The following is a 22,839-nucleotide window of genomic DNA, read 5'->3' on the forward strand; positions in this document are numbered from 1 at the left end:
GCTAATATTGGAATTCTTCCGTCAGTTTTGCTTTCTCCACCAAATTGTTATAGGTTGGAGAAGTTTTGAGCAGTTCAAGATGAGTACCGGACGCTTCCACTCTCCCGCAGTTGATCACCACGATTTTATCTGCATTTTCAACGGATTTGAGACGGTGGGCAATAATGATAACAGTCTTATCCAGAATGAGGCGGTTCAAACTGTCCTGGATCTTTTTTTCGTTTTCCACATCCAAAGAGGCTGCAATTTCATCCAGAATGATAATAGGTGAATCTTTCAAAAAGGCTCTGGCGATGGATAACCGTTGACGTTCTCCTCCGGAGAGTGTTGCTCCGTTTTCTCCGATCATCGTTTTGTACCCCTCCGGAAGCCTCCGGATAAATTCTTCGCAGTTGGCCAATCGTGCCGCCCGGATGACTTCCTCGTCTGTGGCCGTCTTTTTCCCAATGCGGATATTTTCCAGAACAGATGTATTAAACAACGTTACATCCTGAAACACGATGGATAACTTTTCAAACAAGGATTTTGTAGAGAGCTCTTTGATATCCAGCCCGCCAATCCGGATGCTTCCGCCGTCATGATCATAAAGTCTTGACATCAGACGCAGGATACTGGTTTTCCCACAACCGGACACACCCACTAAGGCAGTCACTTCGTTTTGCTTCGCGGTGAAACTGACGTTCTTGAGCACTTCTGTATCCTTATCGTAAGAAAAAGACACCTTATCAAATTCAATATCATAACTTGAGATTGTCTGATCCTTGCCCTGCTGTATCTTTGTCTCCCGAATCTCCCGGATACGCTTGACCATGGAATCCAGATAATACAACTCTTCCACATTCATATTGACCGACTCTACACTCTCCCTCACCTTAATGGAGGCCAGTACATATCCCAAAAAGTACAGGATATCGATCTCTCCTGTATGCAGCATTTGAACACCGGTCAGGATTACAATCACAAAGGCAAATTGCAGAATGACATTCGAACACAACATAGGAAAGCCCGCTGAAATCTCTGCACGAAGATGGATTTTCTCACTTTCTTCCATCTTTTGATAAAGAGTCTGCCGAATCTTCTGAGTCAAGCCAAAACTCTTGATTTCCTGCTGATTTTCAATGGCCTCCTGAAAACTCTCAGAGTTGTCCCGGAGCTTTTGATAATGTTTGAATGACTCCCGAATCTGAAGGTTTTTCGACAATAAAAGAAGCCCGAATCCAAGCAGAATCGGTAGAATGATAGCAAGCCCCAATTTAACATTGCCAAGGAGCAGCAGAACCGAAAGCAACGGAAAAAAGAACAGGAATCCCACCGCCTTTGCCATAGCGTGGCTCATAGCATGCTCAATAGCTGCCACATCCGCCATGATGGTTTGCGCCAGATCCGAAAGGTCATGCCTGGAAAAGTAAGATAAAGGCAACTTGGTCAGAACATCTGCAATCTCCGTGCGAAGATTCGCGCTCTCCTGGTAAGTGGTGTTATACAGTGCATCATATTCAATTCGGAGCAGAATCCACATCGCGGCCAGAACCAGAACGGATCCCCACAAATACAGCCCCATTTCCTTGACATTGTTCAACAGCAACTCATCCACCAGGAGAAGCAGCAGCATTGCGGGGAAAAAGTTGATCACATAGACAAAGAAGGAGGCCGCGCTCGCCTTTTGCAAATCTTTGGCCCCCTTGTCGGTCAGGGCAAAATGCTTTTTAAACAGTTCTCTCATCTCACAACCCTCCATTCATTTGCCTGTTCATAGAGCGTTTGATATTTTCTGTACTTGGTATCGGTCGCCATCAACGCCGCATCCGTTCCTCGCTCTGCTATTTTCCCGTCCTCCAAAACCAGAATTTCATCCACATTTCGAATGCTGGACAGCCGGTGTGCAATCATAATGACAGTCTTCCCCTTCATTAAGTGGGCAAACGCCTTTTGCAGCTCATGCTCATTCTCCGGGTCGATTGCCGCGCTGGCCTCGTCAAGGATCACGATCTTCGCATTCTTTAGCATTGCCCGTGCGATTGCGATCCGCTGCTTCTCACCGCCCGACAGGTATACGCCTTTGGAGCCAATCACCGTATTTTCCCGATCTTTGAACTTATTCAGAATGCTGTTACAACCTGCCTGATGCAGCGCTTCCATGACCTCCGTTCTTTGAGCGCCTGGGTTCGCCAGACGGACATTCTCGTAAATACTGATGTGAAACAAACGGACATTCTGGAACACAAAGGCGATATTGCGGATTAAGGCGTCCTCTGTATAGGCTTCGATGGGCTCTCCCCCAATCTTGACCTCTCCTCCATCCACTTTGTAAAAACCAGAAATCAATTTGGCAATCGTGGACTTTCCTCCTCCAGAAGATCCCACCAGAGCATAACTCCGGCCTTCTTTCAGAGTGAAGCTAACATCCTCCAACACCATCTGGTCTGTATACCCAAAGCATACCCGTTCAAATTCAATGTCATAGTTTTTGAATGTGCTCTTGTTTCCAAATGTAAGCCGATCCTTTTGCATATCCGAAAACACTTGCTCCAGTTTCTCAACCGCCGAAGTCCCCATGAATGCATACATACCTACATACATCACTTTCATAAAGGCGGTAAACAGTACTCCACCCAGGAATAATGTCATAATGAGTTCCACCGCCAACACGGCAGGGTCTTGAATCCGATTCAGCGTTAAGGCTGTCACTGAAACGAGTATGGCAATAGAGCCAAATAGGATCATCTGGAATAACACATATGGCGTGCGGCAACTCATAGAATAGTTCAAGGCATGTCGTGCATAATCCGTGATTGCCCGATGCAGCGTCTTGAAAGATGTAGCGTCTATGCCAAAAATCTTGAGCACCTGTATCCCGCGTATGTACTCCACGGCCTCGCTGCTCATTGTCTCCAGCGCCTTTTGGTAGATTTCCATAAACTTCTTTTCCCCGGTCATCAGGACAAGGAGCACGCCACTCAGCATGAACAGAACCAATAGAACAATGCCTACCCTCAGACTGATCAAAAAGCCCACCACAAGCGCCAAAAGCGGTGTCAGAATTGCTCCGACATTGTCAGGAATCAGATGGGCTACAATAGAATGAGTTTGGGCTGCGTTGTCATCAATGAGTTTACGTGTCTTTCCCGATGAGTTCAGATCAAAGTAGCGGAAGCTGGCATTGGTCAGGCCGTCAATTCCACGCTTGCGCAAGTTGGTCTCCAGTCGGAAGACCAACATATGCGTTAAAAGCACGGCTGCAAAATACAAGAGCGAACCGCCAATCAACAGCCCCGCAATCAGGAACGCATTATATTGAGCATGCCCCATATCTTCGTCTACCACCAATCGTTTCAAAAACTCATAGAGGTAGTAATAAGCACCTACATTGAACAATGTGGATACCACCGTCAGGCCGATTGCAAAATAGGCCAAAGGTCGCTGCTTTGGTACATAATATAGCAGTTTTTTGTATACCCCAAACATAGATACTCTCCTCCTAATATATAAGTGTATGGTTTCAGTACCCAACAGCCAGTTGGGACTTAATCCTCTCATTGTTTAAGCTGTATAATGATTAGGCATCGGTATGACAGAGTTCTCCTTGGACCATTAGCGTCCGTTAGAAAGCCAGTCAGCCAGCCTGTCATTGCAGCCGTTCGATTTATGCAGATTGAACTACCACACCACGTTCGTTTGATACCCCAGGAGATTGAATCGGCAATGAGGAATGCTGGAATCCATGCAAATTCACTTTTGGAGGTACGTAGAATGTACAACGCAGTAGGGATTGATGTCTCAAAAGGCAAGAGCACCATCGCAGTTCTGCAACCCGGCGGCACTGTAATCCGCAAACCTTTCGATGTTTCCCATACATCCCAGAACCTCAATGAACTTGCAGATTACCTTGGGTCATTAGAGGGCCCATCCAAAATCGTTATGGAATGTACGGGCAGATACCATGAGCCCATGCTTAAGGTTCTGTACGAAGCCGGATTATTCGTTTCCGTTGTGAATCCTCACCTAATCAAAAACTTCGGCAACAACTCCCTGCGCAAGGTCAAATCTGACCCGGCAGATGCCCGCAAGATTGCACGCTATACTCTTGACAACTGGGCAGAACTGCGCCAATATTCAGATATGGACGATACACGTACTCAGTTAAAAACTTTAAACTCTCAATTCAGCTTTTTTATGAAGCAGAAGGTTGCCGCAAAAGCAAACCTGATTGCCCTGTTGGATAATACTTATCCCGGTGTTAACAAACCAGCTTCCCGGTCAGGTATTCCTCCAGCTCAGACAGCCCAACAGCCTGAACCTCCGGCAGCACCTTCTCCAAGATCGCGCCCTCCTGAATGAGCCTGCGGGTACGTGCTTTCCGTGCTTTCTCCTTCGCCCGCATCTGTGCTTCCTCCAGCCGATGCTGTGCCTGAATCAGTTTCTTTTCCTCTGCGGTCATTGTGGTCAAGGTCAAATCCTCCCCTCATGATAGTGAAAACCGGCTGAATGATACTACGGTTGGTATCAATCAGCCGGTTTTTGGTGGTACAATATTTTCGGTTCCTGTGTGTGCTATCAAATGAGCCGTCTTTGCTGTCATTGCTGCTATCAAAATAGGAAAAGCTGCTATCAAAAGCTGTCCGCGAAGTCCAACGCGGCGTCCATATCCTCGGATTCTTCCGGTTTTTCTGCTGTATCTGCCGGAACTGCGCCCTGCATAAGCTGCATCCATGGAGCAAAGTTCATGGGTGCGGCTGTTTGCAAGCTCTCCCGGATGGTTTCTTGGATTTCCTGAAGAAAAGCGCCCTCTTTCTCTCTCGTTTCCAGATACGGATCGGCGGCAAGCTGTTCCTGCCTACCGAAGTAAGCATTGACATCGGCTATTACAGCGCAGCTTACAGAACGATGCGTCTTTTTGTCCAGTCTTTGCAGATGCTCCCACGCTTCCCGGTCTGCGGCGTTGTCCAGATTCAGCCGCAGCGTGGTCGTGTAGATATTCCTGCTCATACGATGCCTCCAGCCTTTCTCATGCGGCGCTCTGCCAGCAGCTCGTAGCCCTTGGCGGTGGCGCAGATATCATCGTTGAAGATGACACGCCCCTTTTCGTAGTCCCCGAAATTCTTCACAAGGCAGCTCCCGCCGCCTACCACATAGAGCTTCATCGGCTCCGAGTCGTACTCATGCTCCCGCAGCCTGCGAAAGATGCCGGACACATATTCCGTTGCGGTTTCCCGGATGGCAGTCAGGTAGCGGTCGGCAATGTCCGCCTTGCCGTGGCGAAGGACGCGCTCAATGGTGGCGTTGTCCAGCACTTTGCCGAACTGCCGCAGCACGCTCTCCCGGATAGCCAGCATACACTGGTGTGTCCCGAACTTCTCCATATAGCACTTGTCGGGAACCGGACGGCGCTCGTTGATATACATGACATTCATGGTGCCGTTGCCGATGTCGCAGAGCATATTCGTTCCTGTAAAGTCCCGAAGATTTGCTGCAACGGCGGCAAAGCCCTGCGGGAAGATGTCCGCGCCTGCAAACTCCACATGGTAGTCCACGCCTCAGAAAGTGAAGTCCGCCGTTTCCTTCTGCAAAAGATACGCCCGGAAAGCGTCCTTCTGTTCGCTGACCCATGTGAGGGGCAGACCTGCGGCAAGATGGACGCGGGCAGAGGAAAGATGGCGAATGTTCAGCTCCCGTCCGATGGCGGCAAGGGTGAGGATATAGTAGTCGCTGTCCGTCATTTTATCAGCGGCAAACTCCTTGTGTCCCTCGCCGATGGTGTAGTACCTGCCCTCATAAATCAGCAGATCATTCTTGAAGGTCGACTCCCTGTCGTGAACAGTCACGCCGGTGCGAAAGTAGGTGTGGGCGGTCTTGATGTTGCCGTACCCGTGTTCAATGCCGATGATAATGGGATTGTTGTTCAGATAATTCATACTCGTTCCTTTCTGCCGCTGTGCGGCTGTCAAAATGGTTGGTTTTCTTACTTTCTTTTCTGCCAGACGATCTCGTAGCCCAGCGCGTTGGCAAGCTGAACGGCCTCCGTGTAGCGCAGGGATTCCCGCTGGAGCTTGTTGGACAGGTTGGATACGCTGTCGCTCCAGCCGTGCTCATCGTGTAGCAGATCAACCACCTCCTGCATGGTCATTCCCTGCCGGACGATGTACGCCTTGATCTCATTTCTCAGATTGGATTTCATCAGTTTTTTACCTCCATAATTTCGTGTAATCGGTTTTTGCTTCGGTGATGCTGGTGTGCGGGGGAATGAAAAATTTGCTGTGCCGCAAATCTGCTCAGATTTCCGTCCGTGATGCCCTGTTCACAGCAGCACCCTATTGACTTCATCATTCTGTGTGAGAACGTATGGAATGGGAAAATATGCCGCAGTTTGGTGCAGCCGCTTTGTTGACTGGTAAGTCACCCTTTGATATACTGCGTTCTCTTTACGGCATATTTCTTTGCGGTTTTCACAAGGATTGATTTTGAGACTGCAAAATTGAGCCGTCCATTACGGCTCTGTACGGCAACGGCGTCTGCTGTACACTTCTGTACGTCCTGTACGCCGTTTTTAAGGTTCTGGGTGCGCTTTTGTTGTCTTGGCGCAGGCTGATTTTATTCTTTGTCGTGAAGTATCTCACGGAAAGCACAAGTGTTGAGCGTATTTCAGGAATGGAGTTGAAAACTGCCGTACAGAGTGTACGGCGTGTACAGCGATTTTGAAGTCTGCTCCCCATTTTTAATAGGGAAGCAGACTCAGCACCTCCACGCCGATAAAGCCCCGCACCCACTTCCCGGCGGCATATACATTGTTGGTGGCCTCCACATTGTAAAGGCTCTCGTTCTGCGCCAGCTCGGAGCTGAGCCGGTTTGCCGACATGGGTTTCTGCGCGTTGTCCTCGCACCAGCGCTGATACGCCTCATACAGCGCCTTGGAGCTGGCTTCACTGTCGGCCTTGAAGCGGATGTAGCCCTCGGATTGCAGGAACTCGATCACATTGTTGCTGCTGCGCTTGACGGTTTCCATATTCTCTCGTGCCTTGGGACTGACTGTAAACGGATAGTTGTTGCCGATCAGCCGGTGCAGTCCCTCCAGACATCAGCGGAAGATGCCCTCGCGCTCCCGTTTCAGCTTGTCCACCAGATAGGGATCATCGGCTCTGCCTGTGGGCCGGTCTTTGGTGGTCAGCACGATCTGACGGCGAAAGAAGCCGTCAGATTGGTCGTGCAGGGCGGTCAGCGCACCATTGCCGAAGCAGAGAAACCGGACATAGAGTTGACTTTGGTAGCTCTGCACGCCCTTGCGCTCCATGTCCATCTTGCACTCGGAGGTCACGATGGATTTGATATAGTTGGTCTTGGGCAGGGCGCTCATATCCATATCGTTGTCCACCATCAGCAGCTTGTTTTCAAGGTCTGCGCGGCTGAACCGGTTGCTCTCCACCTTCTGGATGCTGGTGGTATTCATGCTGTCGCCCAGCAGGGAGCGCATGACAAGCCCGATTCTGGATTTACCCTCGCCGCCCTTTCCGATCATCAGGAGCATTTTCTGCCCCTTGGTGGTTGGCAGCAGACAGTAACCGAGAAATTCCTGCAAGGTGGGAATGTCCTCCGGGACAAGCAGCTCAGATAAGAATTGCAGCCAGCGTTTCGGCGCAGGTGCATCGAGATTGTAGGAGATGGTCAGGCGGTTGTTGCAATAGCTCTTGTCGCTGGTGAAGCGTCCGTCCATGAAATACGTCCCATTGGCAACATGGATGCGGTCAGTCTCAATGGGCAGCAATGGCGAATAGGCTTGCAGCTTGATGCTGGCCAGCAGGTTTGCCACGACCTTGGACAAGCCGGAGGTCAGGCAGCCTGAAACTTCCTCTAAAATCAGGTTGCCGATCTGCCCCTTGTCCTCAATCAGCCCGTCCACGGTGAACAGCCGCCCACGCACACATTTCATGGGATGCTTCTCTAAGAACTGCTGACAGAACAGCACCTCGTTGATGCGCTTGCCGTCAAACCAGTCGGGCAGACTGTCCTCAAATGGCAAGGTCGTTACGGCATTTTCTTTGTTTTCCAAGTTCCATTTCCTCCCTCCGTTTTCTCTCCACATATTCCTTGAGGCGCTTGATCCTGCCGCTGCCCCAAAGCTCGCGGACGGCGGCTGTCCGCTGCACCGTGCTGCCGAAGATGAACACATCGCAGAGGTGCTCGATAGGGCACTTCATCTGACAGGCTTCCACAAAACGGTCATCCAGCGGGTCATTCTCCGTTTCCGGTGCGTATTTTTTCTTCCAATATCTGAGCAGGTGCAGATAGTCCGTAAGCACAGAAAAACACAACCGCTCCAAGTCACGGAACTGCTATGTTTGGTGGTACGGTATTTCTTTTGTAGAACGAGGCGGTGCGTCACCTCCGGTCTGCAAGAGGATGCCGAAGTCCGCCGCAAGTCATCGGGCTGCATCGCGGGCATTAAGCCCGGTGAGCTGCGCTGTCAGGTCGAACACGTCCCCGGTCTGCCCGCAGCCGAAGCAGTGGAAGTGGTCGGGGTACATCTTCATGCTAGGTGTGCGGTCATTGTGGAACGGGCAGCAGGCCATGCCACTGCGATTGACAGGCAGATCGTACCGCTCCGCCGCCGTCTGCGGCGTGACCTTCCCCTTGACGGTTTCATATAGATTCATGTTTCCTCCGTTTCTGCTCGTAATAAAGAGCGTGTAGTTTGTATTTTCGGTAGCCGCTACCGAAAATGCTGCTATTGAAGATTTTAAGTTCCATTTCTTTTTACAATGTGGTCTGGGTCATTTTGACCCACTGCCAATAGCCGTAACAGGACGCTTCGTTGTTACGGTTGATGCTTCTGACAACTTTTGTCACAACCATGCTCTGCAATGGTGCGGTTCCGTCTGTTTTCCAGATAGAATGAGGATGCAAGGATGCTCGCTGAATGAGCACCCTTTTTCGATGTCATGGCTGCATCTTCCGGTAACGTTACAGCTTCCCTTGAGGCTCCTGCTCCCATACGCTGTTGTTCCACATGCTTTTTCATCACCCCACTTTCAATTTTCCCAATCAGATGGGCGGCTTTCATACCCCTCTGTCTGTATTATGTTCAAATCGTGAAAAAACAGGCGAATCACACGACAAGCCCGTTTCAAAAAACAGTACAGGTTCTTTCCTTGTTCACATCTATATGGTATAATTAAAAAAAGAGAGGGGGTAATCATATGCGTAATATAATTATCATTTCAAAAAATGATGAACTTAAGAGGCAATTGACTAGCATATTAACTTGCACTGGATACCCGCATATATACTCATCATATGACTGCATGAAAACCCTATCATTGGTATATCGCTTAAATCCCAAATTGATAATAATTGATATGGAACTCCCGTCTATAATCTTCAATGATTTGCTTAAACTTTTTTCTCAGCCCATGAAAAAAATAATGCTTTTTATTGCACCACATAGTGATGTTGATGCTAATATTTTAATATTAATCAAAAAAGGATATTCTCATTTTGTGATACACCCTATTACCGAACAGTTATTGATAAATCAGGTTAAGGAAATTATGGATCAAGATAATTCGTAAAGATTTGTTAGCTATGGTGTGGTATAAAAAAGTTAGTGTAAATTTTTCATTGGCAAAAGAAGAAAGCAGCGCACAGACGCTGCTTCCCACGATGACAGAAACCTTGTAAAATGTGTTTGAGAAGAACAAATGACAAGGAGGTCATCAAGATAATGGTAGCAAAAGAAAGCACTGAGCGCAAGAAGATATTTCGCTGGGGAGAAGAGAATCTGGATATCGTGGAACTTGAAGTGGCAATTTTTCGCTTTGTACTCAAGTTAGCCAGAGAACTTATGAAGGGAATGCTCGAAGCGGTGGATCAGGATCTTGCCAGAAACAGGGATGCTTCAGAGTTAAGGAACAAAGGGTATCGCAATACTGTCTTCAAGTCCATTTTTGGAGAAGTGGAATACAGACGGCATGTGTATGTTCTCACGCAGAGAAAGAAGTCCCGCCCTGCAATGCTTTACCTGCTGGACGAAGCGATGGGGCTTTCCACAATCGGAACATACAGCGAAACCATCTGCCAGATGGCGGTGGAGAGCGCCTGTACGACCAGTTATCGCAATGCCGCCGGTTTTCTTTCCAATATGACCGGTCAAACCATCAGTCATCAGACCGTTTGGAACATTGTCCAGAATATCGGTAAGCAGGGGCAGCATCGGACCGAGGAACTTGCGGAGGCGGCACTGGGCAACGCCAGCGCCGGCGAATACCAGACATCCATTTTGTACGAAGAAATGGATGGAGTGTATCTTTCCTTGCAGGGAAAAAACAGAGAAGGGTCCGGGGCGAGCAAGGAGTTGAAGGTTTCCATTGCTTACTCAGGTGTGAACGTAGACAAGAATGGCCACCGCAATCTCGCAAACAAGGTGGCATATGCCAGCTTTGAAGATCCAAAGAGCTTCAAAAATCATACAGAGGGCATTGTGGCCGGGTATTAGAGCGTATCTGAAAACTCATGTAGTCTATAAAAGTTGCACAATGGCTCCGAGATGATAGAATAAAAGAAAAATCAGGGGGCGATCATGTGGCAGCAAAGCGTTATGAACTAACGGATACCTAGTGGGAACGGATCAAGGATATGATTCCAAAAGCGAAGACAGGTCGGCCGCCCAAGGACGACCGAATGATGATCAACGTTATGTTCTGGTTGGCCAGAAGTGGAGCAGCCTGGGCGGATATTCCCGAGCGATACAGTCCACACCAGACTGTCTGCAGTCGTTTTTGCAAATGGCGGGATGATGGAACCCTTTTGCGCATTTTTCAGGCATTGAATGCAGATGCAGACTTTGAAAACCTGTGTATCGACAGTACAGTAATCAAAGCACATCCGCAAAGTGCGGGTGCAAAAAGGGGGCTGTAAATTCAGAAAATAGGCAGTTTATAGGTGTTAGCCGTGGCGGAAAGACCACAAAAATTCATGCTATTGTAGATGCTCTGGGCAATCCTGTTCACTTTATGCTTACTGGTGGACACGTTCACGATGGAAGCATTGCCATTGATTTATTGTCAGGCGTGGAAATTACGGGAAGCAATATTCTTGCGGACAAAGCCTACGGGGCGCAGCAAATTCGGGAGTACATTGAGGAGAAGAACGCCCGTTACACGATTCCACCAAAGGAAAATTGCGTTGAACCGTGGCCATGTGACTATGTCATTTACAAAGAGCGCCATCTTGTTGAGTGCTTCTTCAACAAGATCAAAGCCTTTCGGCGAGTCGCGACTCGATATGATAAGCTTGCGGTGTCCTTCCTGGGCTTTGTTCACCTGGCTTCTATCTGGATTTTGTTGAAATAATACAATCAGAGCGTGTTTTCAGATACGCTCTAGTAACCGTTTATCCATCAGATCCTTTGATTGGGGAAAGCTGCTTTCCCCAGCTGCTGAGAGTACTCCGATTTACGCCATATTCACGTTCCAGTTGAGGATACGAGGTTCCTCCGGCATTGTACAGAGCCACGATCTGCTGCTTAAATTCCGGAGTGTAAGATTTTTGGTTCTTCGCCATGTTGAACATCTCCTTTTCTCTTTCAGTTGATAGTATAGATTGTTCAACTTTTTTTGTCCATACTTATATACTAACACCAGTTGTTGAAAGAGAAGCGTGTGAGCAATGCGCTTGCTGTCATAGAGGCATATGGGAACAGCACCATCGACCAAACGGAGCAGGAGAGCCTTCGCAAATTTTATACCTACTTTTACAATCATCGGTGTAATCTTGTGCCGCATTACGACAGGCGCTCAAAACTGCCGGCAACAAATGATGGATAAGAGCCGGCACGATGTGGTAGTATGGAATCAAATATTTTCACCATCATTGGAAACCGCATGAAGTACAACCAGACGGTATGGAGTATCGCCGGAGCAAACAATCTTGCTTCGTTGGCTTATGGCATTGCCGGCATGCGTTTGTCCCTGTTATGGTTTCCCTTGCAGGTCAGCCAGTTGATGGTGGCATTTTTATACCAATGCCTTCCTCCTGCTGATGGAGGATTTGTTATGCACACTATATGTGCGCGCAATACTTACCAGTAGATTCCATACAGACATCAAAACAGGAATTCTCAAGAAGCCACTGTTTGAAACATCGGATATCACTGTTAAGAGTAGAAAACCGTTTCTTCTGATAGGAAGGCTGGACACCTTTGGTGGTTTTAATGATTGTGGCAACGAGAAAAGTCTTATGTATATCGACACCACAACAGGTATAGTAAACAACTTTCATGGGAAACAACTCCTTTCGTAAAATCAGGAGCCATTGACTGCCATAGCACACATTTAGCAGGAGTTAAAACAATTCTTAGATTGTGGACTCGTAGTATCACTTATTTGTGCTTGAAAAATATGGCTTACACTGATTAGAGCGTATCTGAAAACACGCTCTGATTGTATTATTTCAACAAAATCCAGATAGAAGCCAGGTGAACAAAGCCCAGGAAGGACACCGCAAGCTTATCATATTGAGTTGCGACTCGCCGAAAGGCTTTGATCTTGTTGAAGAAGCACTCAACAAGATGGCGCTCTTTGTAAATGACATAGTCACATGGCCACGGTTCAACGCAATTTTCCTTTGGTGGAATCGTGTAACGGGCGTTCTTCTCCTCAATGTACTCCCGAATTTGCTGCGCCCCGTAAGCTTTGTCCGCAAGAATATTGCTTCCCGTAATTTCCACGCCTGACAATAAATCAATGGCAATGCTTCCATCGTGAACGTGTCCACCAGTAAGCATAAAGTGAACAGGATTGCCCAGAGCATCTACAATAGCATGAATTTTTGTGGTCTTTCCGCCACGGCTAACACCTATAAACTGCCTATTTTCTGAATTTACAGCCCCCTTTTTGCACCCGCACTTTGCGGATGTGCTTTGATTACTGTACTGTCGATACACAGGTTTTCAAAGTCTGCATCTGCATTCAATGCCTGAAAAATGCGCAAAAGGGTTCCATCATCCCGCCATTTGCAAAAACGACTGCAGACAGTCTGGTGTAGACCGTATCGCTCGGGAATATCCGCCCAGGCTGCTCTACTTCTAGCTAACCAGAACATAGCGTTGATCATCATTCAGTCGTCCTTGGGCGGCCGACCTGTCTTCGCTTTTGGAATCATATCCTTGATCCGTTCCCACTGGGTATCTGTTAGTTCATAACGCTTTGCTGCCACATGATCGCCCCCTGATTTTTCTTTTATTCTATCATCTCGGAGCCATTGTGCAACTTTTATAGACTACATGAGTTTTCAGATACGCTCTAGCCAGTTTCAGGAATTCTTAATGGAAAATTCTTTTATTATATTTGGAGGATGTTTGGATGAATGAAAAATACCTTTTGAAATTACAACAGGATATGTAGCTTAAAAATTTCACCCATTCTACTTGTGAAGATTATTATCGTTTCGTGAAAAGATTTCTTGATTTCATCACCAAAGAGGCCCTGTCCATTACTTACGCTGATATCCGGAAATTCATATTCCATATGAAGGATGAAGAACATAAAAAAGCTTCCATACTCCCACTATTTTTTGTTTTATCCCGATTTTATTAAAAGGATAAGATGGATATTCTCAGGGTAGTGTCAAGGATTTTTCACAAATTGGCAGTAGGAGGACACTAACAGCTTCCCATCTGTTTTCTCCGGGTTACAGATAGGTAATGTCAAGTCTGACACCCCGTTTGTTATTAAAAACCTTGTATTTTCAAGGATTACACCGCCTTTGAAAATAAAAAAGCAATGACCTCCCCTTTTTTGATATAATGTAGTCACCACAACAAACATAATAACCAAAGGATGGGTCATTGCTATGGATAACATTATACTCTATTTACTTACTGTAATTCAAGAACAATATAAAACCATTTGCTGGCTCCTGAATCTGATCTGCAGATATATTCCTCTCAAGCAGTGGGCTTTCAATGATTCCCACTCCCCCAAATACCAGAAGTTTACCACTGACCGGCTCCCCGTCATCAAGCCCTTCATCAAACAGGACTGGCAGTTCCTCCTCGAATACTTTCTCTGGAAGTATGGCAAACCCGTCAGACCAGTCCAGCGCCGTAACGGGAAATCTATCCCTGAAGATATTGTCTGTCCCCTCTGTGGTTCCCCTCATCATTATCTCTATGATAACAATGGTGGCAACGGACAGTATCTGTGCAAGATCTGTGGCCAGACATTCATCACGGGGGAGTGTGTCACCTCGCCGGTCCGCTTCGTCTGCCCTTACTGCGGACACTCCCTCGTCCCTAAAAAGAACCGGAAATTCTTTCGCCTGCACAAATGTGTCAATCCCAAGTGCTCCTTCTATCTGCATAACCTTTCCAGGGTTGATAAAAAACATCTGGATGAGGAACATGGCATAAATAAATACAAACTCCATTACCTCTACCGGGAGTTCAACGTGGATTTCTTCCGCATGGACTTGGACTCCCTGCCAAAGAACACCTCCTCCCTGAAGTTTTCCAGGCACAATGCACACATCATGTCCCTATGCCTTACCATGCATGTGAATCTCCAGCTTTCACTGAGAAAGACCGCACAGGCCTTAAACGATCTCTATGGCATCCGGATTTCCCACCAGCAGGTTGTCAACTATGCCAGGACGGCGGCTATGGTTATCAAGCCCTTCTCTGACCACTATGAATATCCCAAATCATCCGTCTTCACCGCCGATGAGACCTATATCAAAGTCCGCGGTGTCAAAGGCTACATCTGGTTCATCATGGACGCTGCCTCCCGCTCTATCCTCGGCTACCAGGTTTCCGACAACCGCTCGGTCGGTCCGTGCATCCTTGCCATGCGCATGGCGTTCCGGGGCATGCAGAAACTCCCGGAAAAGTTCCGGTTCATTGCCGATGGGTACAGCGCCTATCCTCTGGCTGCCCTGCAGTTTGCAAAGGAACTGGGGGAAAGCTTCCGGTTTGACATCACCCAGGTAATCGGGCTTACAAACGATGATGCTGTCTCCAGGGAGTTCCGCCCTTACAAGCAGATGATCGAACGCCTCAACCGAACCTTTAAATCCACTTACCGGGTCAGCTGCGGTTACGATAATTATAATGGTGCAAACTATAACGTAGCACTCTGGGTCGCCTACTACAACTTCCTGCGCCCGCATAAGCACAACCATTATCAGGTACTCAATAAAGTCGATATGCTGGAAGGCGCAGACAACATGCCTGGAAAATGGCAGCTCCTGATCCTGCTCGGCCAGCAGACCATCCTCCAGCTGCAGGAACAGCGCCCGCCCGGCTAAATCTGTTCTTAGATTCCGAACCGGAGGGGCGACATACAGCCATCCCGAAGGGACCTGCCCTTGATGGCACGCCAAAACAATGCTACAATGCTGTGACAACAACGGTGGGATTTTTATCTGTTCTTGAGTTCTTCGCCGTTGGTAAGACGTTCAGAGCATTGTTTTGGTGTGCCGTCAAGGGTGGCGGGAATTGCCAGTTTCTTACATATCTGCAATTTTCAAGGTTCTAATGTTGCCGGTTCTACCGGCTTCGGGTTTTCATAAATCATTTGACACTCCCCAGCGCAAGCACAAGAAAGGCAATTGCCAGAGGGAGTAATCTCGTGATAAAGCAAAGGATCATCGCCGCGCCAGAGCCGTAAGTCAGAACCTTGGCAATCGTTGCCTTGCCGCGCAATGATTCAATCTGGGATTCCAATTCTTTATTTGCCGTCATCTGCTTTTCTTCCATCATCATCGCTTCCTTTCTCAGAACGACATTTTCACATCCTCGCGCTTGCCTGCGTCTGCAGCAAAGAATTCTTCGGCTGTCGCGAGCCTGTCAGCAGCTTGGCCGGGAACATGGCGATCGCCGTGTTGTAGGCGGTGACGCTGCTGTTATACAGCCGCCGCGCCGCCTGTAAATGCTCCTCCGCGTTGCGCTTCCCCCGCTGAAGTTCTACAAAAACGTTACTGGAGCGCAGCTCCGGATAGTTCTCGGCCACGGCAAAAAACTGTCCGCTCAGAGTGTCCATCATTTTGATCAGCATATCGTAGCGTTTGGTCAGCGCCACTTCTACGCCGGAGAGTCCCTCCTGCACACGGATTTCTTTTCTCTTGAAGTCATTGGCCGTTCTGATGCACCAGAAGACGATGACCAGAACTACGATTAGAAAAACGATCATAGGATTCATAGGGGATTCCACCTTTCTCTTTTTCTCAATTCACCCCGTAAGCAGTGTCATCCATCCTTCGAATCATCCTTCGATACTCATCCCGAGGTAGGTCAGAACATCACCGGAGATGTCAATCAGGTCGCCGTTTTCATCAAAATAAACTTTGCCGCCGGAGGATCCATCTTCGTTCATAAGATAGACAGCTTCCTCATCATATTCCACCGGCCCACCTGCAAACGGGGTGGATCCATCGGCCGCATAGAGGTTCCACCTTTCCTCATTAATCTCAAGAATGGTTCCATCCGGGTACTCCCAAAAGCCCTGATAGGTCGCCTTCGTATCCAGCAGGTAGACTGATCCATCATCGTTTCCGACATGGAACTGGGTGTCTGAATCGAAATAGAAGCTGGCGACCAACGCACCCTCCACAGTATACATATCATACCGAAAGTCGCCGTTTTCATATTCCTCAACACATTCAAGATAACCTGAAGCCTCCACCAATCCACTGGCATAATACATGGTAAACCCGCCAAAGCCATCCATCTCGATACTGGCGGTGTCTGTCGCCCCGTCCATTCTCCACAAACCCCTGGTGCGGGCATAAGGAGTTTCATCATCGCCCCGCACATCGGCATGAGCGAAGTAGAACCCCAATCCCATATAGGGAATATCAGAGGGGAATACGCTGACAGGAGACAAAACCATGTCCCCCTCAAAGAACAACTCCCTGCCGCCGTCCATGGTGTAATAGATATTCTCCACTTCACAATTCTCGGTCAGGGTATACCAAAGACTGTCCATCATAAACCAGCGCAACGAATCGGCATCGAAGAAATGAAATTCTTCCTTTTGCTCACGGTCATCTAGCCCTGCGATCAGCGTAGAATCTGCTGCCCAGTCAACAATCCAGCTGTCCTCGGTCTGGCTGGCGGTGATGATAAAATCCAGTCCAGTCAGTTCGCTTAGCTCATTGACCAGCTCCTCGGCAGTTTTCTGGGTGCCGGTATATTCAATGGGGTATTCTTTGATGTCTTCAGCACTGAAAACGGCATAGAGGATATCAGTTTGGATACTCTCTGCTGCGCTCTGCGATGATTCCAACGGCTCCGATGAGACCGGTGCGCTCCCGCAGGCTGCAAGCAGACTAATAAGCAAAATCAATGTTAAAAAAACACTTAGTTTTTTCATATTGTGCCTCCGTAGAATTTGATAGTCTCTCGGAATCTCTAAGCCAGTAAAATCAAGGCCTCCAGACTCCCTTTTTATTAAAATCCCCCACTTTTTTTGCCAAAACACTTGACAAATCTATCGAAAAATGCGGTGCTTCGCACCCTTGATCAAACGTACATTTTTCGTTTGGAGGCGATTTTTATGTTACCTGTTAACTCTGGCGGCCATTCCGCCTATCAAGACTTTCTTCTTGCTCAGCTTCGTAAATATTATCCTGTTCCTGACTCTTTTTCCCATTCTACCTGGGATATCATTGATCGGTTTTGGAATCTTGACCTTTCCTTTACGGATGAATTCATGCGGGACAAATATTCTGTCTTCGGCCCTAAGCCAAGAACTCCTTCCTGTATGCAACATTCCTTCCTGCTCTCGATTGATTTCAAGGTTGCCTCCCTCACTGATTGGGCTGCACAGCTTAAAATCAATCCCCTTTATGCCATCCTGAGTGGCTTTGAGTTTGGGGATACCCCGGGCATCGGTACTTTTTATGATTTCATCATGGATAATATCTGCTTTTCAATGTTCTGCTGCCAGTTCCGCTGGCATGATCAATCAGGATTCCGAGAGATCATTTTGTTGTTGGTTTGAGATATTTTGTTTTCTTTTAGTCAATGAAGTCTCCGCCACTTCTGCTGTCGCTGCTGCCTCCGGAATCGGAGAATCCACCTCCATCGATGCCACTCCAGTCGCTGCCACCGGAAGAACTGGGCGCTTTGATTTCAGAAACCTCCCGGCCAATGGAATCCATTGCATCATAAAGAGCCATGTCCTGCTGCCAACGGTACATATCGTCATCAAAGGTATCCGGGCATGCGTAGAAGGCTTGTCTCAGTGATATACGCGCTTCCGTCCTCCCACAATTCGATGTCAAAGTGCAGAGAATGCAGATCGGTGCTGTCATCTGCCGCCAATACGGTCAAGGAAACCAGGGGAAGCATCAGCATCACAAGCAAAAAGCATACGATTTTATATACAGAACGCTTCATAGAGCGACCTCCTCTCCTCGGAACTCCAGATCAAAACTGAATGGTGACCTTAGCCTTTTCGGCTTCCCCACCTTGAAGAATTCCTCTTTTTTGAAATGGAACATCTTCGCTATCAGGTTGGTGGGAACCGTTTCAAGCAGCCGGTCATAGTTCAAAACCGTGTCATTGTAAAACTAGCGGTGATTCGCCAGTTTTTCTTCCATCGCGGAAAGCTGCTGCAGATGCAGGAAATTCTGGTTTGCTTTCAATTCGGGGCATGGCTCCTCCACCGCCATGAGATGGCTCACAGCGCCGGACAGCTCTGTGCTGGCTTTCATCTGCCTATCTGTGTCTGCTGCAGAGAGATAGCGGCTTCGGGCATCGGTAACCGCCTGCAGCGCCTCCTTTTCGTGGGTGGCATAGCCCTGACCGTTTCCATCAAATTTGGAATCAGATCAAACCACTGCCTGAGCACCACATCAATCTGGCTCCACTGGGTCTGAGCCTTTAACCGCTCGGTTATCAACCGATTGTAAGTGGCAATGCCCCAGATCAGAAGCAAAATAATAAGGGCGACTATCAGGATAATGATGATCATACTGTTTTCCCCTCTCTTCAGAAGATTCTTAATTATCAGCACTCACCCTGGTCGGTTCCGGCTGTGTCTTTTTGAATATCTACTTTACGGATTCATAGCTGCAAGTATTTAGTTGTCTCATAAACCTCCCTCAACAGCCGACAATGTTTCGATACACATCGAAGAGCAACAATAAGGCAACGAACACCCACACGGGCAGATCGGCATAAATTCCCTTCATTTTCGTACCCTTTATAATGTACCATACCATGCGAACAAAACCGTAAAATGCCAACATGGGCAGGAGATAAAACAATAAAAGATTATACTGCCTCGCTTTCTCCGGATAACCGGAAAGCAACGCCAAACACATCCGCGTAATTCCGCATCCGGGACATTTAAACCCGGTCCAGAGATAAAACAGGCATGGAATTCCAAGCCCTGTACAGTGAAGCCATATACAATAAAGCATACCTGCCGCAAAGCAGAAAAGCAGGCGGCTCATACAATCAATCAAACGTTTCTTCATTTATGAAAGTTCCCGGCATTTCTGCCGGGAACATCCTTCCCTGTTTACATTTCAAAATCATCATAATTTTCTGCTGCCAGACTGTTTAAGTCACTCTGCAGAATCGCGATTGCTACAATGCCAAGCCCGAAAATGCTTAAGAGCAGATAAACCAGTCCACGGCTTAACGTTGGAGTTCCATTTGCGGTTTTCGCAGAATCAATGCACTCGCCAGTTTTGAACACCCAGTACAGCCAGTAAATGCTGCAGGTGACAATGCTTAACAGGAATACAACGATTCCGCTTTTGGCACTCTCATCCTCTTTTACTTTGTTCACATCATTCACCAAGCAGACCTGCCAGTAAATTGCGTATATTCCGCAAGTAACGATGGAAAGAATGATTGCAACCGCCACATTTCTTTTCTTGATCTCTGTCATAATTTTTCCTTTCTGCCCGGTAAAATAGCCGGTACAATTGTATTGGTAAACTCTGGAGTCTACAATGACCGCCTTTTACGCAGGAAGCCAATCAGATCGCTCATATCGGTCAGCGAGGCTGTGAAACGCTTGCGTATCCCATCGATGTCCCGCAGATCCAGTTCTATCATATTAACCGATGAAATCGCTGTCGCTGCCGGAATCGGAGAAACCACCATGAATGAAAGATGGTTTCCTGCTGACCCCTTTTTGCTACTCCCGTGCAATTTCCGGTCTTTTTTTACCGTACTGTGCCTCCCATTAACTGGATCAACGCAAGGTTCTCATCGCTGGTACCACTGTAATTTATGAAACCTAACAGTTCTGCACAATATTTTCTGGTTTCAAAATCAGGAGAAAGTCCGCTGACCATAAATGCATCAATCACGGAGTGGCCCACATATCCCTCTAAGAAATAACTGAGGTCAATATCATCGGATTCCAGATCTACTTTTTCTGTAAGGTAGCTTGTAAGGATCTCTATGGTGCTGTCTACATCTTCTGCCGCGGATTCGTAAAGATAATACGTTGTATCATCATCTTCTATCAGTTCAAAACAGTAGCCATCCCCCTCTTCCGTCAGATACCAGCCAAATACATAGGATTCTCCGGTTTCCACATCGATCAGATACAGGTTGTCATAGTCAAGGCTCCATATTCCATCGATATATTCGGCCTGGATCTGGCCGTTATCCTCATAAAGCAGGTCAATATATGCCTCATCGTCTTCAAAATAGAAGACCAGGGCCATTTCATCATCGGATCCGATCCAGTAGGTTCCATCGGCCACATACTGAATCACACTTGCAGTGGTCGTCATCTCTTCTAAAGTAGTTTCTATATTGCTTCCGTCTCCCTGACTGGATAAGACCGCATCTTCGATCTGGATATATTCTCCTTCTTCTGTGATGTACCAGTCAAAAGCAAAGGCCGTTGGGTCATCCGAATAATCTTCATTCAGATAGAGGTAAAGTGTATCTGTATCCGCTTTCCAGTATCCCTCCTCATCTGTTATTAACTCTCCATTTGCATCTAAAATCGCAATATAGGCATCCTTTTCATCAAAAGCTGCTACCGTGATCTCCTGGGAGCTAGAGATCCCCGCCCACATCGTTCCTGCCAGGATATCCGCAAATTCCGAGTCATTGATCCCTGTAGGCTGGTCTTCCATGGAGGGTTCTGTTTTCTCTTTTGCTCTGGTCTCTGTTTTTGCTGCCTCTGTCACAACGGCTTTTTTCGAAGATCCGCCGCATCCTGTAACGGATATGCACATTGCTGCTGCAACTGCCACTGCTGCCATTTTTCTTATCATATGCACTCTTTTTTTCATTCTCTCTCCTCCATCTCATTCAACTGTCTTAAACGCTCTCTTGCCGCTTCTAACTGCCTTTCTATGTCTGTAGACGGTTCCTGCTTTTCTTGTGCTAGTTTTGTTTTCTGCTGTTCTGGTTTTGTTTTTATGTCTGTAGGCACCTCCTGTTTTTTATGTGTTGTTTTTGTTTTTTTCTGTTCTGGCTTTACAAGTGCCCCAACTGCCCCGCCTGCAATGCCGCCAATGGCGGCCCCTGCTGCCGCGGCTCCTGCAGCAAACACATTTGCTCCCGGACCAGAGGAGCCAGTATCTGCAGCACCGGTAACTGCTCCCTCTTTCACAGGACTGTTGTCCATACTTCCCATAGAAACCGGCTCAGCAGCCGCTTTAGATGCCCCGGCAACATCTGCCTTCGGGGCTGCTGTATTTCTGGCATGCTCACTTACTTGGGAGATGGCTGAACCGGAGCCTCTTTCTGTATATACAGCCGGACGGACTCCCGAATCGGTCTGAGGCGATACCGTTTCTGCATTCTGGGATTTTATATGGATACTGCTGTCTGCCCCAGATGCAGCTGCTGTCGCTGCTGCCGTTGCTGTTGCTGCCGTTGCCGTTGCTGCCGCAGTTACAACCACCGGATTCCCATAAAAATCCCGGTGATGGGCGCGGAACTGATTGCTTTTTGCCACGGCCTTCTTCTGGGACGCCGTATACTTGTCACCGGACTGTTCCAGAGCCTTTATCATAAGAAGAAGTACCCCTGACCTTGTTTCCAGGGACGCGGACAGTTTTGTAAGCGCAGTTCGCGCTCCCTCCAACATGGCGTCCTTTCCAAGAGAACGGTTTACCTTTTTAATCTGCTCCAGGGCGTTATCTAAATTTCTAACCGCTTTTTCATACTCTCTTTTCTGCTGATTCAGACTGTCTACCGATATTTTTACAGAAGCCATAAGCATCCCCCTATTTCAGATTGATCTTCAGTTTCCCTGCAGAACTGGAGATTTTCTGCTCATTGGCGCTGTATACATCGGCTGCTTCTGAAAGAGTCAGCGCATAAGTATTGACTACATTTAATACCTCTTCGCATTTTCCGATAATAGCGTCAAAACGGCTGTAAAACTCAGCGGACCCGCTGCCGGTCCAGGTGGATTTCAAGTTTTTCACCGCTGTTTTGCTTTCAGAGAGATAACTGTACATGTTTTTATAACCTGTTTTAATATTGTTGGAATAGTTTTTTAACTGTTTGGGGTCCACTTTAATGTTTGCGTCTGCCATTTTTTCACCTTCCTATTTTCCAAGATATTTGTGTACCAGATCCATGGCCTTATTGTCCGCCTTGGTATAGCTGTCGGAAAACTCTCCTAATGCCGCTCCCATCTGCTGCAAGATCTGGGTCAACTGCGCCAGATTGGCTTTATCTGCCTGATAGCGTTTCAGATATGAAGCACTTGCTTCCCCACTCCATACAGAGGACACTTTCTGGATATTTTCATCTAACTTATTCATCTCGCTTTTCATTTTTGATGCCAGATTGGTCAAATTCGTTCCCGTGGATTTTAATTTTCCTGCATTTACCTGCTGTGATGCCATTTTCTCTCC

At 47.6% G+C, this 22,839-nt stretch carries 31 protein-coding genes and 5 pseudogenes; 7 read left to right on the forward strand and 29 right to left on the reverse strand.

Going from position 1 to position 22,839, the window contains the following annotated elements:
- Position 1: 1 nt before the first annotated feature.
- Together ABID13_RS23840 and ABID13_RS23845 are read right to left on the reverse strand one after the other, a co-directional pair.
- On the reverse strand, positions 2-1,723 hold the full coding sequence (locus tag ABID13_RS23840) for an ABC transporter ATP-binding protein (protein ID WP_048931287.1): 1,722 nt from the start codon (positions 1,721-1,723) through the stop codon (positions 2-4).
- Positions 1,720-3,465 carry an ABC transporter ATP-binding protein gene (locus ABID13_RS23845; RefSeq protein WP_048931288.1) on the reverse strand — a complete coding sequence of 582 codons (1,746 nt, stop codon included), beginning with the start codon at positions 3,463-3,465 and terminating at the stop codon, positions 1,720-1,722. Before ABID13_RS23845 ends, ABID13_RS23840 begins: the two co-directional genes overlap by 4 nt.
- A 285-nt stretch (positions 3,466-3,750) precedes the next feature.
- Here ABID13_RS23845 and ABID13_RS23850 point away from each other — a divergent pair.
- A pseudogene (locus ABID13_RS23850) lies at positions 3,751-4,245 on the forward strand (IS110 family transposase); the annotation flags it as partial.
- Here the strand turns inward: ABID13_RS23850 and ABID13_RS28685 are convergent.
- The 10 genes from ABID13_RS28685 to ABID13_RS23895 all read right to left on the reverse strand — a co-directional run bounded on the left by ABID13_RS28685 (position 4,238) and on the right by ABID13_RS23895 (position 9,052).
- On the reverse strand, positions 4,238-4,438 hold the full coding sequence (locus ABID13_RS28685; RefSeq protein WP_048931318.1) for a DUF3847 domain-containing protein: 201 nt from the start codon (positions 4,436-4,438) through the stop codon (positions 4,238-4,240). The pseudogene ABID13_RS23850 and the gene ABID13_RS28685 sit on opposite strands and share 8 nt — an antisense overlap.
- A 170-nt stretch (positions 4,439-4,608) precedes the next feature.
- Positions 4,609-4,986, reverse strand: coding sequence for a hypothetical protein (locus ABID13_RS23860; RefSeq protein WP_048931289.1), 378 nt, complete (start codon positions 4,984-4,986; stop codon positions 4,609-4,611).
- Positions 4,983-5,531: a ParM/StbA family protein gene (locus ABID13_RS23865; RefSeq protein WP_242849325.1), complete on the reverse strand. Its 549-nt coding sequence runs from the start codon at positions 5,529-5,531 to the stop codon at positions 4,983-4,985. The genes ABID13_RS23860 and ABID13_RS23865 overlap by 4 nt, the downstream gene beginning before the upstream one ends.
- Positions 5,532-5,534: 3 nt before the next feature.
- On the reverse strand, positions 5,535-5,912 hold the full coding sequence (locus tag ABID13_RS23870) for a ParM/StbA family protein (protein ID WP_242849326.1): 378 nt from the start codon (positions 5,910-5,912) through the stop codon (positions 5,535-5,537).
- A gap of 47 nt (positions 5,913-5,959) precedes the next feature.
- Positions 5,960-6,175 carry a DUF6471 domain-containing protein gene (locus tag ABID13_RS23875; protein ID WP_048931290.1) on the reverse strand — a complete coding sequence of 72 codons (216 nt, stop codon included), beginning with the start codon at positions 6,173-6,175 and terminating at the stop codon, positions 5,960-5,962.
- 537 nt (positions 6,176-6,712) lie between these two features.
- Positions 6,713-7,000, reverse strand: coding sequence for a primase-like DNA-binding domain-containing protein (locus tag ABID13_RS28660; RefSeq protein WP_330376839.1), 288 nt, complete (start codon positions 6,998-7,000; stop codon positions 6,713-6,715).
- 72 nt (positions 7,001-7,072) lie between these two features.
- Entirely contained in the window at positions 7,073-8,041 is a 969-nt protein-coding gene (locus ABID13_RS23880) for a DNA primase family protein (protein ID WP_330376840.1), read from the reverse strand.
- Positions 8,001-8,312 carry a hypothetical protein gene (locus tag ABID13_RS23885; protein WP_048931291.1) on the reverse strand — a complete coding sequence of 104 codons (312 nt, stop codon included), beginning with the start codon at positions 8,310-8,312 and terminating at the stop codon, positions 8,001-8,003. The genes ABID13_RS23880 and ABID13_RS23885 overlap by 41 nt, the downstream gene beginning before the upstream one ends.
- 99 nt (positions 8,313-8,411) lie before the next feature.
- Positions 8,412-8,645, reverse strand: a complete 234-nt coding sequence (locus ABID13_RS23890) for a CHC2 zinc finger domain-containing protein (protein WP_048931292.1) — start codon at positions 8,643-8,645, stop codon at positions 8,412-8,414.
- Between the two features lie 161 nt (positions 8,646-8,806).
- Positions 8,807-9,052, reverse strand: coding sequence for a hypothetical protein (locus ABID13_RS23895; RefSeq protein ID WP_048931293.1), 246 nt, complete (start codon positions 9,050-9,052; stop codon positions 8,807-8,809).
- A 660-nt stretch (positions 9,053-9,712) separates the two neighbouring features.
- On the opposite strand from ABID13_RS23895, the gene ABID13_RS23900 reads away from it, so the two are divergent.
- Both ABID13_RS23900 and ABID13_RS23905 read left to right on the forward strand, forming a co-directional pair.
- A complete protein-coding gene (locus tag ABID13_RS23900; RefSeq protein WP_048931295.1) occupies positions 9,713-10,483 on the forward strand; it encodes a UPF0236 family transposase-like protein in 771 nt (256 codons plus the stop codon).
- Positions 10,484-10,623: 140 nt separating this feature from the next.
- Positions 10,624-11,339 (forward strand): IS5 family transposase gene (locus ABID13_RS23905; protein ID WP_435526082.1). Its coding sequence is split into 2 segments (ribosomal slippage): positions 10,624-10,897 and positions 10,897-11,339, totalling 717 coding nucleotides; the frame shifts between segments, so codons are not numbered across the junction.
- A gap of 40 nt (positions 11,340-11,379) precedes the next feature.
- Here the strand turns inward: ABID13_RS23905 and ABID13_RS23910 are convergent.
- Positions 11,380-11,550 (reverse strand): transposase, encoded by a 171-nt coding sequence (locus tag ABID13_RS23910; RefSeq protein ID WP_048931391.1) that lies wholly within the window; start codon positions 11,548-11,550, stop codon positions 11,380-11,382.
- Between the two features lie 284 nt (positions 11,551-11,834).
- Between ABID13_RS23910 and ABID13_RS23915 the strand changes: the two genes are divergently transcribed.
- Positions 11,835-12,077: a hypothetical protein gene (locus ABID13_RS23915; RefSeq protein WP_048931389.1), complete on the forward strand. Its 243-nt coding sequence runs from the start codon at positions 11,835-11,837 to the stop codon at positions 12,075-12,077.
- On the opposite strand, the pseudogene ABID13_RS23920 reads toward ABID13_RS23915, so the two are convergent.
- A pseudogene (locus tag ABID13_RS23920) lies at positions 12,064-12,267 on the reverse strand (IS110 family RNA-guided transposase); the annotation flags it as partial. The gene ABID13_RS23915 and the pseudogene ABID13_RS23920 overlap by 14 nt on opposite strands.
- 166 nt (positions 12,268-12,433) lie before the next feature.
- Positions 12,434-13,149, reverse strand: a pseudogene (locus ABID13_RS23925) (IS5 family transposase).
- Between the two features lie 257 nt (positions 13,150-13,406).
- Here ABID13_RS23925 and ABID13_RS23930 point away from each other — a divergent pair.
- Together ABID13_RS23930 and ABID13_RS23935 are read left to right on the forward strand one after the other, a co-directional pair.
- A pseudogene (locus tag ABID13_RS23930) lies at positions 13,407-13,583 on the forward strand (phage integrase N-terminal SAM-like domain-containing protein); the annotation flags it as partial.
- Between the two features lie 256 nt (positions 13,584-13,839).
- Positions 13,840-15,291 carry a DDE-type integrase/transposase/recombinase gene (locus ABID13_RS23935; protein ID WP_048931297.1) on the forward strand — a complete coding sequence of 484 codons (1,452 nt, stop codon included), beginning with the start codon at positions 13,840-13,842 and terminating at the stop codon, positions 15,289-15,291.
- Between the two features lie 265 nt (positions 15,292-15,556).
- Here ABID13_RS23935 and ABID13_RS23940 read toward each other — a convergent pair whose 3' ends face one another.
- The 3 genes from ABID13_RS23940 to ABID13_RS23950 form a co-directional block, all read right to left on the reverse strand.
- A complete protein-coding gene (locus tag ABID13_RS23940) occupies positions 15,557-15,748 on the reverse strand; it encodes a hypothetical protein (protein ID WP_156200232.1) in 192 nt (63 codons plus the stop codon).
- Positions 15,749-15,773: 25 nt separating this feature from the next.
- The gene (locus tag ABID13_RS23945) at positions 15,774-16,184 is read right to left on the reverse strand and encodes a LemA family protein (RefSeq protein ID WP_053095386.1); all 411 of its coding nucleotides are present in this window, start codon (positions 16,182-16,184) and stop codon (positions 15,774-15,776) included.
- A gap of 63 nt (positions 16,185-16,247) precedes the next feature.
- Entirely contained in the window at positions 16,248-17,357 is a 1,110-nt protein-coding gene (locus tag ABID13_RS23950; protein ID WP_048931299.1) for a hypothetical protein, read from the reverse strand.
- Between the two features lie 183 nt (positions 17,358-17,540).
- On the opposite strand from ABID13_RS23950, the gene ABID13_RS23955 reads away from it, so the two are divergent.
- A complete protein-coding gene (locus ABID13_RS23955) occupies positions 17,541-17,987 on the forward strand; it encodes a hypothetical protein (protein ID WP_242849329.1) in 447 nt (148 codons plus the stop codon).
- A gap of 16 nt (positions 17,988-18,003) precedes the next feature.
- Here ABID13_RS23955 and ABID13_RS23960 read toward each other — a convergent pair whose 3' ends face one another.
- From ABID13_RS23960 to ABID13_RS24010, 11 genes and pseudogenes are all read right to left on the reverse strand, one after another.
- Positions 18,004-18,165: a hypothetical protein gene (locus ABID13_RS23960; RefSeq protein ID WP_156200234.1), complete on the reverse strand. Its 162-nt coding sequence runs from the start codon at positions 18,163-18,165 to the stop codon at positions 18,004-18,006.
- A gap of 28 nt (positions 18,166-18,193) precedes the next feature.
- On the reverse strand, positions 18,194-18,385 hold the full coding sequence (locus tag ABID13_RS23965) for a hypothetical protein (protein ID WP_048931300.1): 192 nt from the start codon (positions 18,383-18,385) through the stop codon (positions 18,194-18,196).
- Positions 18,382-18,762 (reverse strand): annotated as a pseudogene (locus ABID13_RS23970) (LemA family protein). Before ABID13_RS23970 ends, ABID13_RS23965 begins: the two are co-directional and overlap by 4 nt.
- Positions 18,699-18,962, reverse strand: coding sequence for a LemA family protein (locus ABID13_RS23975; RefSeq protein WP_242849330.1), 264 nt, complete (start codon positions 18,960-18,962; stop codon positions 18,699-18,701). The pseudogene ABID13_RS23970 and the gene ABID13_RS23975 overlap by 64 nt, the downstream one beginning before the upstream one ends.
- 130 nt (positions 18,963-19,092) lie before the next feature.
- Positions 19,093-19,470, reverse strand: coding sequence for a DUF2752 domain-containing protein (locus ABID13_RS23980; RefSeq protein WP_082174020.1), 378 nt, complete (start codon positions 19,468-19,470; stop codon positions 19,093-19,095).
- A 44-nt stretch (positions 19,471-19,514) separates the two neighbouring features.
- A complete protein-coding gene (locus ABID13_RS23985) occupies positions 19,515-19,889 on the reverse strand; it encodes a DUF4234 domain-containing protein (protein ID WP_048931302.1) in 375 nt (124 codons plus the stop codon).
- 59 nt (positions 19,890-19,948) lie between these two features.
- Positions 19,949-20,107, reverse strand: a complete 159-nt coding sequence (locus ABID13_RS23990) for a hypothetical protein (RefSeq protein WP_156200236.1) — start codon at positions 20,105-20,107, stop codon at positions 19,949-19,951.
- 62 nt (positions 20,108-20,169) lie between these two features.
- Positions 20,170-21,258, reverse strand: coding sequence for a hypothetical protein (locus ABID13_RS23995; RefSeq protein WP_048931303.1), 1,089 nt, complete (start codon positions 21,256-21,258; stop codon positions 20,170-20,172).
- Positions 21,255-22,190 carry a hypothetical protein gene (locus ABID13_RS24000; RefSeq protein ID WP_048931304.1) on the reverse strand — a complete coding sequence of 312 codons (936 nt, stop codon included), beginning with the start codon at positions 22,188-22,190 and terminating at the stop codon, positions 21,255-21,257. The genes ABID13_RS23995 and ABID13_RS24000 overlap by 4 nt, the downstream gene beginning before the upstream one ends.
- 10 nt (positions 22,191-22,200) lie before the next feature.
- A complete protein-coding gene (locus tag ABID13_RS24005; protein WP_048931305.1) occupies positions 22,201-22,515 on the reverse strand; it encodes a WXG100 family type VII secretion target in 315 nt (104 codons plus the stop codon).
- Positions 22,516-22,527: 12 nt separating this feature from the next.
- Positions 22,528-22,830 carry a WXG100 family type VII secretion target gene (locus tag ABID13_RS24010; protein WP_048931306.1) on the reverse strand — a complete coding sequence of 101 codons (303 nt, stop codon included), beginning with the start codon at positions 22,828-22,830 and terminating at the stop codon, positions 22,528-22,530.
- Positions 22,831-22,839: the final 9 nt, after the last annotated feature.

The organism is Enterocloster citroniae, assembly GCF_040545455.1.
GTDB lineage: Bacteria > Bacillota > Clostridia > Lachnospirales > Lachnospiraceae > Enterocloster > Enterocloster citroniae.

What these genes read in the sequence shown, in the direction of transcription:
- ABID13_RS23840 (WP_048931287.1), bottom strand. Translation starts at nt 1,723, where the DNA reads ATGAGAGAACTGTTTAAAAAGCATTTTGCCCTGACCGACAAGGGGGCC.
- ABID13_RS23845 (WP_048931288.1), bottom strand. Translation starts at nt 3,465, where the DNA reads ATGTTTGGGGTATACAAAAAACTGCTATATTATGTACCAAAGCAGCGA.
- ABID13_RS28685 (WP_048931318.1), bottom strand. Translation starts at nt 4,438, where the DNA reads ATGACCGCAGAGGAAAAGAAACTGATTCAGGCACAGCATCGGCTGGAG.
- ABID13_RS23860 (WP_048931289.1), bottom strand. Translation starts at nt 4,986, where the DNA reads ATGAGCAGGAATATCTACACGACCACGCTGCGGCTGAATCTGGACAAC.
- ABID13_RS23870 (WP_242849326.1), bottom strand. Translation starts at nt 5,912, where the DNA reads ATGAATTATCTGAACAACAATCCCATTATCATCGGCATTGAACACGGG.
- ABID13_RS23875 (WP_048931290.1), bottom strand. Translation starts at nt 6,175, where the DNA reads ATGAAATCCAATCTGAGAAATGAGATCAAGGCGTACATCGTCCGGCAG.
- ABID13_RS28660 (WP_330376839.1), bottom strand. Translation starts at nt 7,000, where the DNA reads ATGGAAACCGTCAAGCGCAGCAGCAACAATGTGATCGAGTTCCTGCAA.
- ABID13_RS23890 (WP_048931292.1), bottom strand. Translation starts at nt 8,645, where the DNA reads ATGAATCTATATGAAACCGTCAAGGGGAAGGTCACGCCGCAGACGGCG.
- ABID13_RS23895 (WP_048931293.1), bottom strand. Translation starts at nt 9,052, where the DNA reads ATGAAAGCCGCCCATCTGATTGGGAAAATTGAAAGTGGGGTGATGAAA.
- ABID13_RS23900 (WP_048931295.1), top strand. Translation starts at nt 9,713, where the DNA reads ATGGTAGCAAAAGAAAGCACTGAGCGCAAGAAGATATTTCGCTGGGGA.
- ABID13_RS23910 (WP_048931391.1), bottom strand. Translation starts at nt 11,550, where the DNA reads ATGGCGAAGAACCAAAAATCTTACACTCCGGAATTTAAGCAGCAGATC.
- ABID13_RS23915 (WP_048931389.1), top strand. Translation starts at nt 11,835, where the DNA reads ATGGAATCAAATATTTTCACCATCATTGGAAACCGCATGAAGTACAAC.
- ABID13_RS23935 (WP_048931297.1), top strand. Translation starts at nt 13,840, where the DNA reads ATGGATAACATTATACTCTATTTACTTACTGTAATTCAAGAACAATAT.
- ABID13_RS23940 (WP_156200232.1), bottom strand. Translation starts at nt 15,748, where the DNA reads ATGATGATGGAAGAAAAGCAGATGACGGCAAATAAAGAATTGGAATCC.
- ABID13_RS23945 (WP_053095386.1), bottom strand. Translation starts at nt 16,184, where the DNA reads ATGAATCCTATGATCGTTTTTCTAATCGTAGTTCTGGTCATCGTCTTC.
- ABID13_RS23950 (WP_048931299.1), bottom strand. Translation starts at nt 17,357, where the DNA reads ATGAAAAAACTAAGTGTTTTTTTAACATTGATTTTGCTTATTAGTCTG.
- ABID13_RS23955 (WP_242849329.1), top strand. Translation starts at nt 17,541, where the DNA reads ATGTTACCTGTTAACTCTGGCGGCCATTCCGCCTATCAAGACTTTCTT.
- ABID13_RS23960 (WP_156200234.1), bottom strand. Translation starts at nt 18,165, where the DNA reads ATGGCTCTTTATGATGCAATGGATTCCATTGGCCGGGAGGTTTCTGAA.
- ABID13_RS23965 (WP_048931300.1), bottom strand. Translation starts at nt 18,385, where the DNA reads ATGAAGCGTTCTGTATATAAAATCGTATGCTTTTTGCTTGTGATGCTG.
- ABID13_RS23975 (WP_242849330.1), bottom strand. Translation starts at nt 18,962, where the DNA reads ATGATCATCATTATCCTGATAGTCGCCCTTATTATTTTGCTTCTGATC.
- ABID13_RS23980 (WP_082174020.1), bottom strand. Translation starts at nt 19,470, where the DNA reads ATGAAGAAACGTTTGATTGATTGTATGAGCCGCCTGCTTTTCTGCTTT.
- ABID13_RS23985 (WP_048931302.1), bottom strand. Translation starts at nt 19,889, where the DNA reads ATGACAGAGATCAAGAAAAGAAATGTGGCGGTTGCAATCATTCTTTCC.
- ABID13_RS23990 (WP_156200236.1), bottom strand. Translation starts at nt 20,107, where the DNA reads ATGGTGGTTTCTCCGATTCCGGCAGCGACAGCGATTTCATCGGTTAAT.
- ABID13_RS23995 (WP_048931303.1), bottom strand. Translation starts at nt 21,258, where the DNA reads ATGAAAAAAAGAGTGCATATGATAAGAAAAATGGCAGCAGTGGCAGTT.
- ABID13_RS24000 (WP_048931304.1), bottom strand. Translation starts at nt 22,190, where the DNA reads ATGGCTTCTGTAAAAATATCGGTAGACAGTCTGAATCAGCAGAAAAGA.
- ABID13_RS24005 (WP_048931305.1), bottom strand. Translation starts at nt 22,515, where the DNA reads ATGGCAGACGCAAACATTAAAGTGGACCCCAAACAGTTAAAAAACTAT.
- ABID13_RS24010 (WP_048931306.1), bottom strand. Translation starts at nt 22,830, where the DNA reads ATGGCATCACAGCAGGTAAATGCAGGAAAATTAAAATCCACGGGAACG.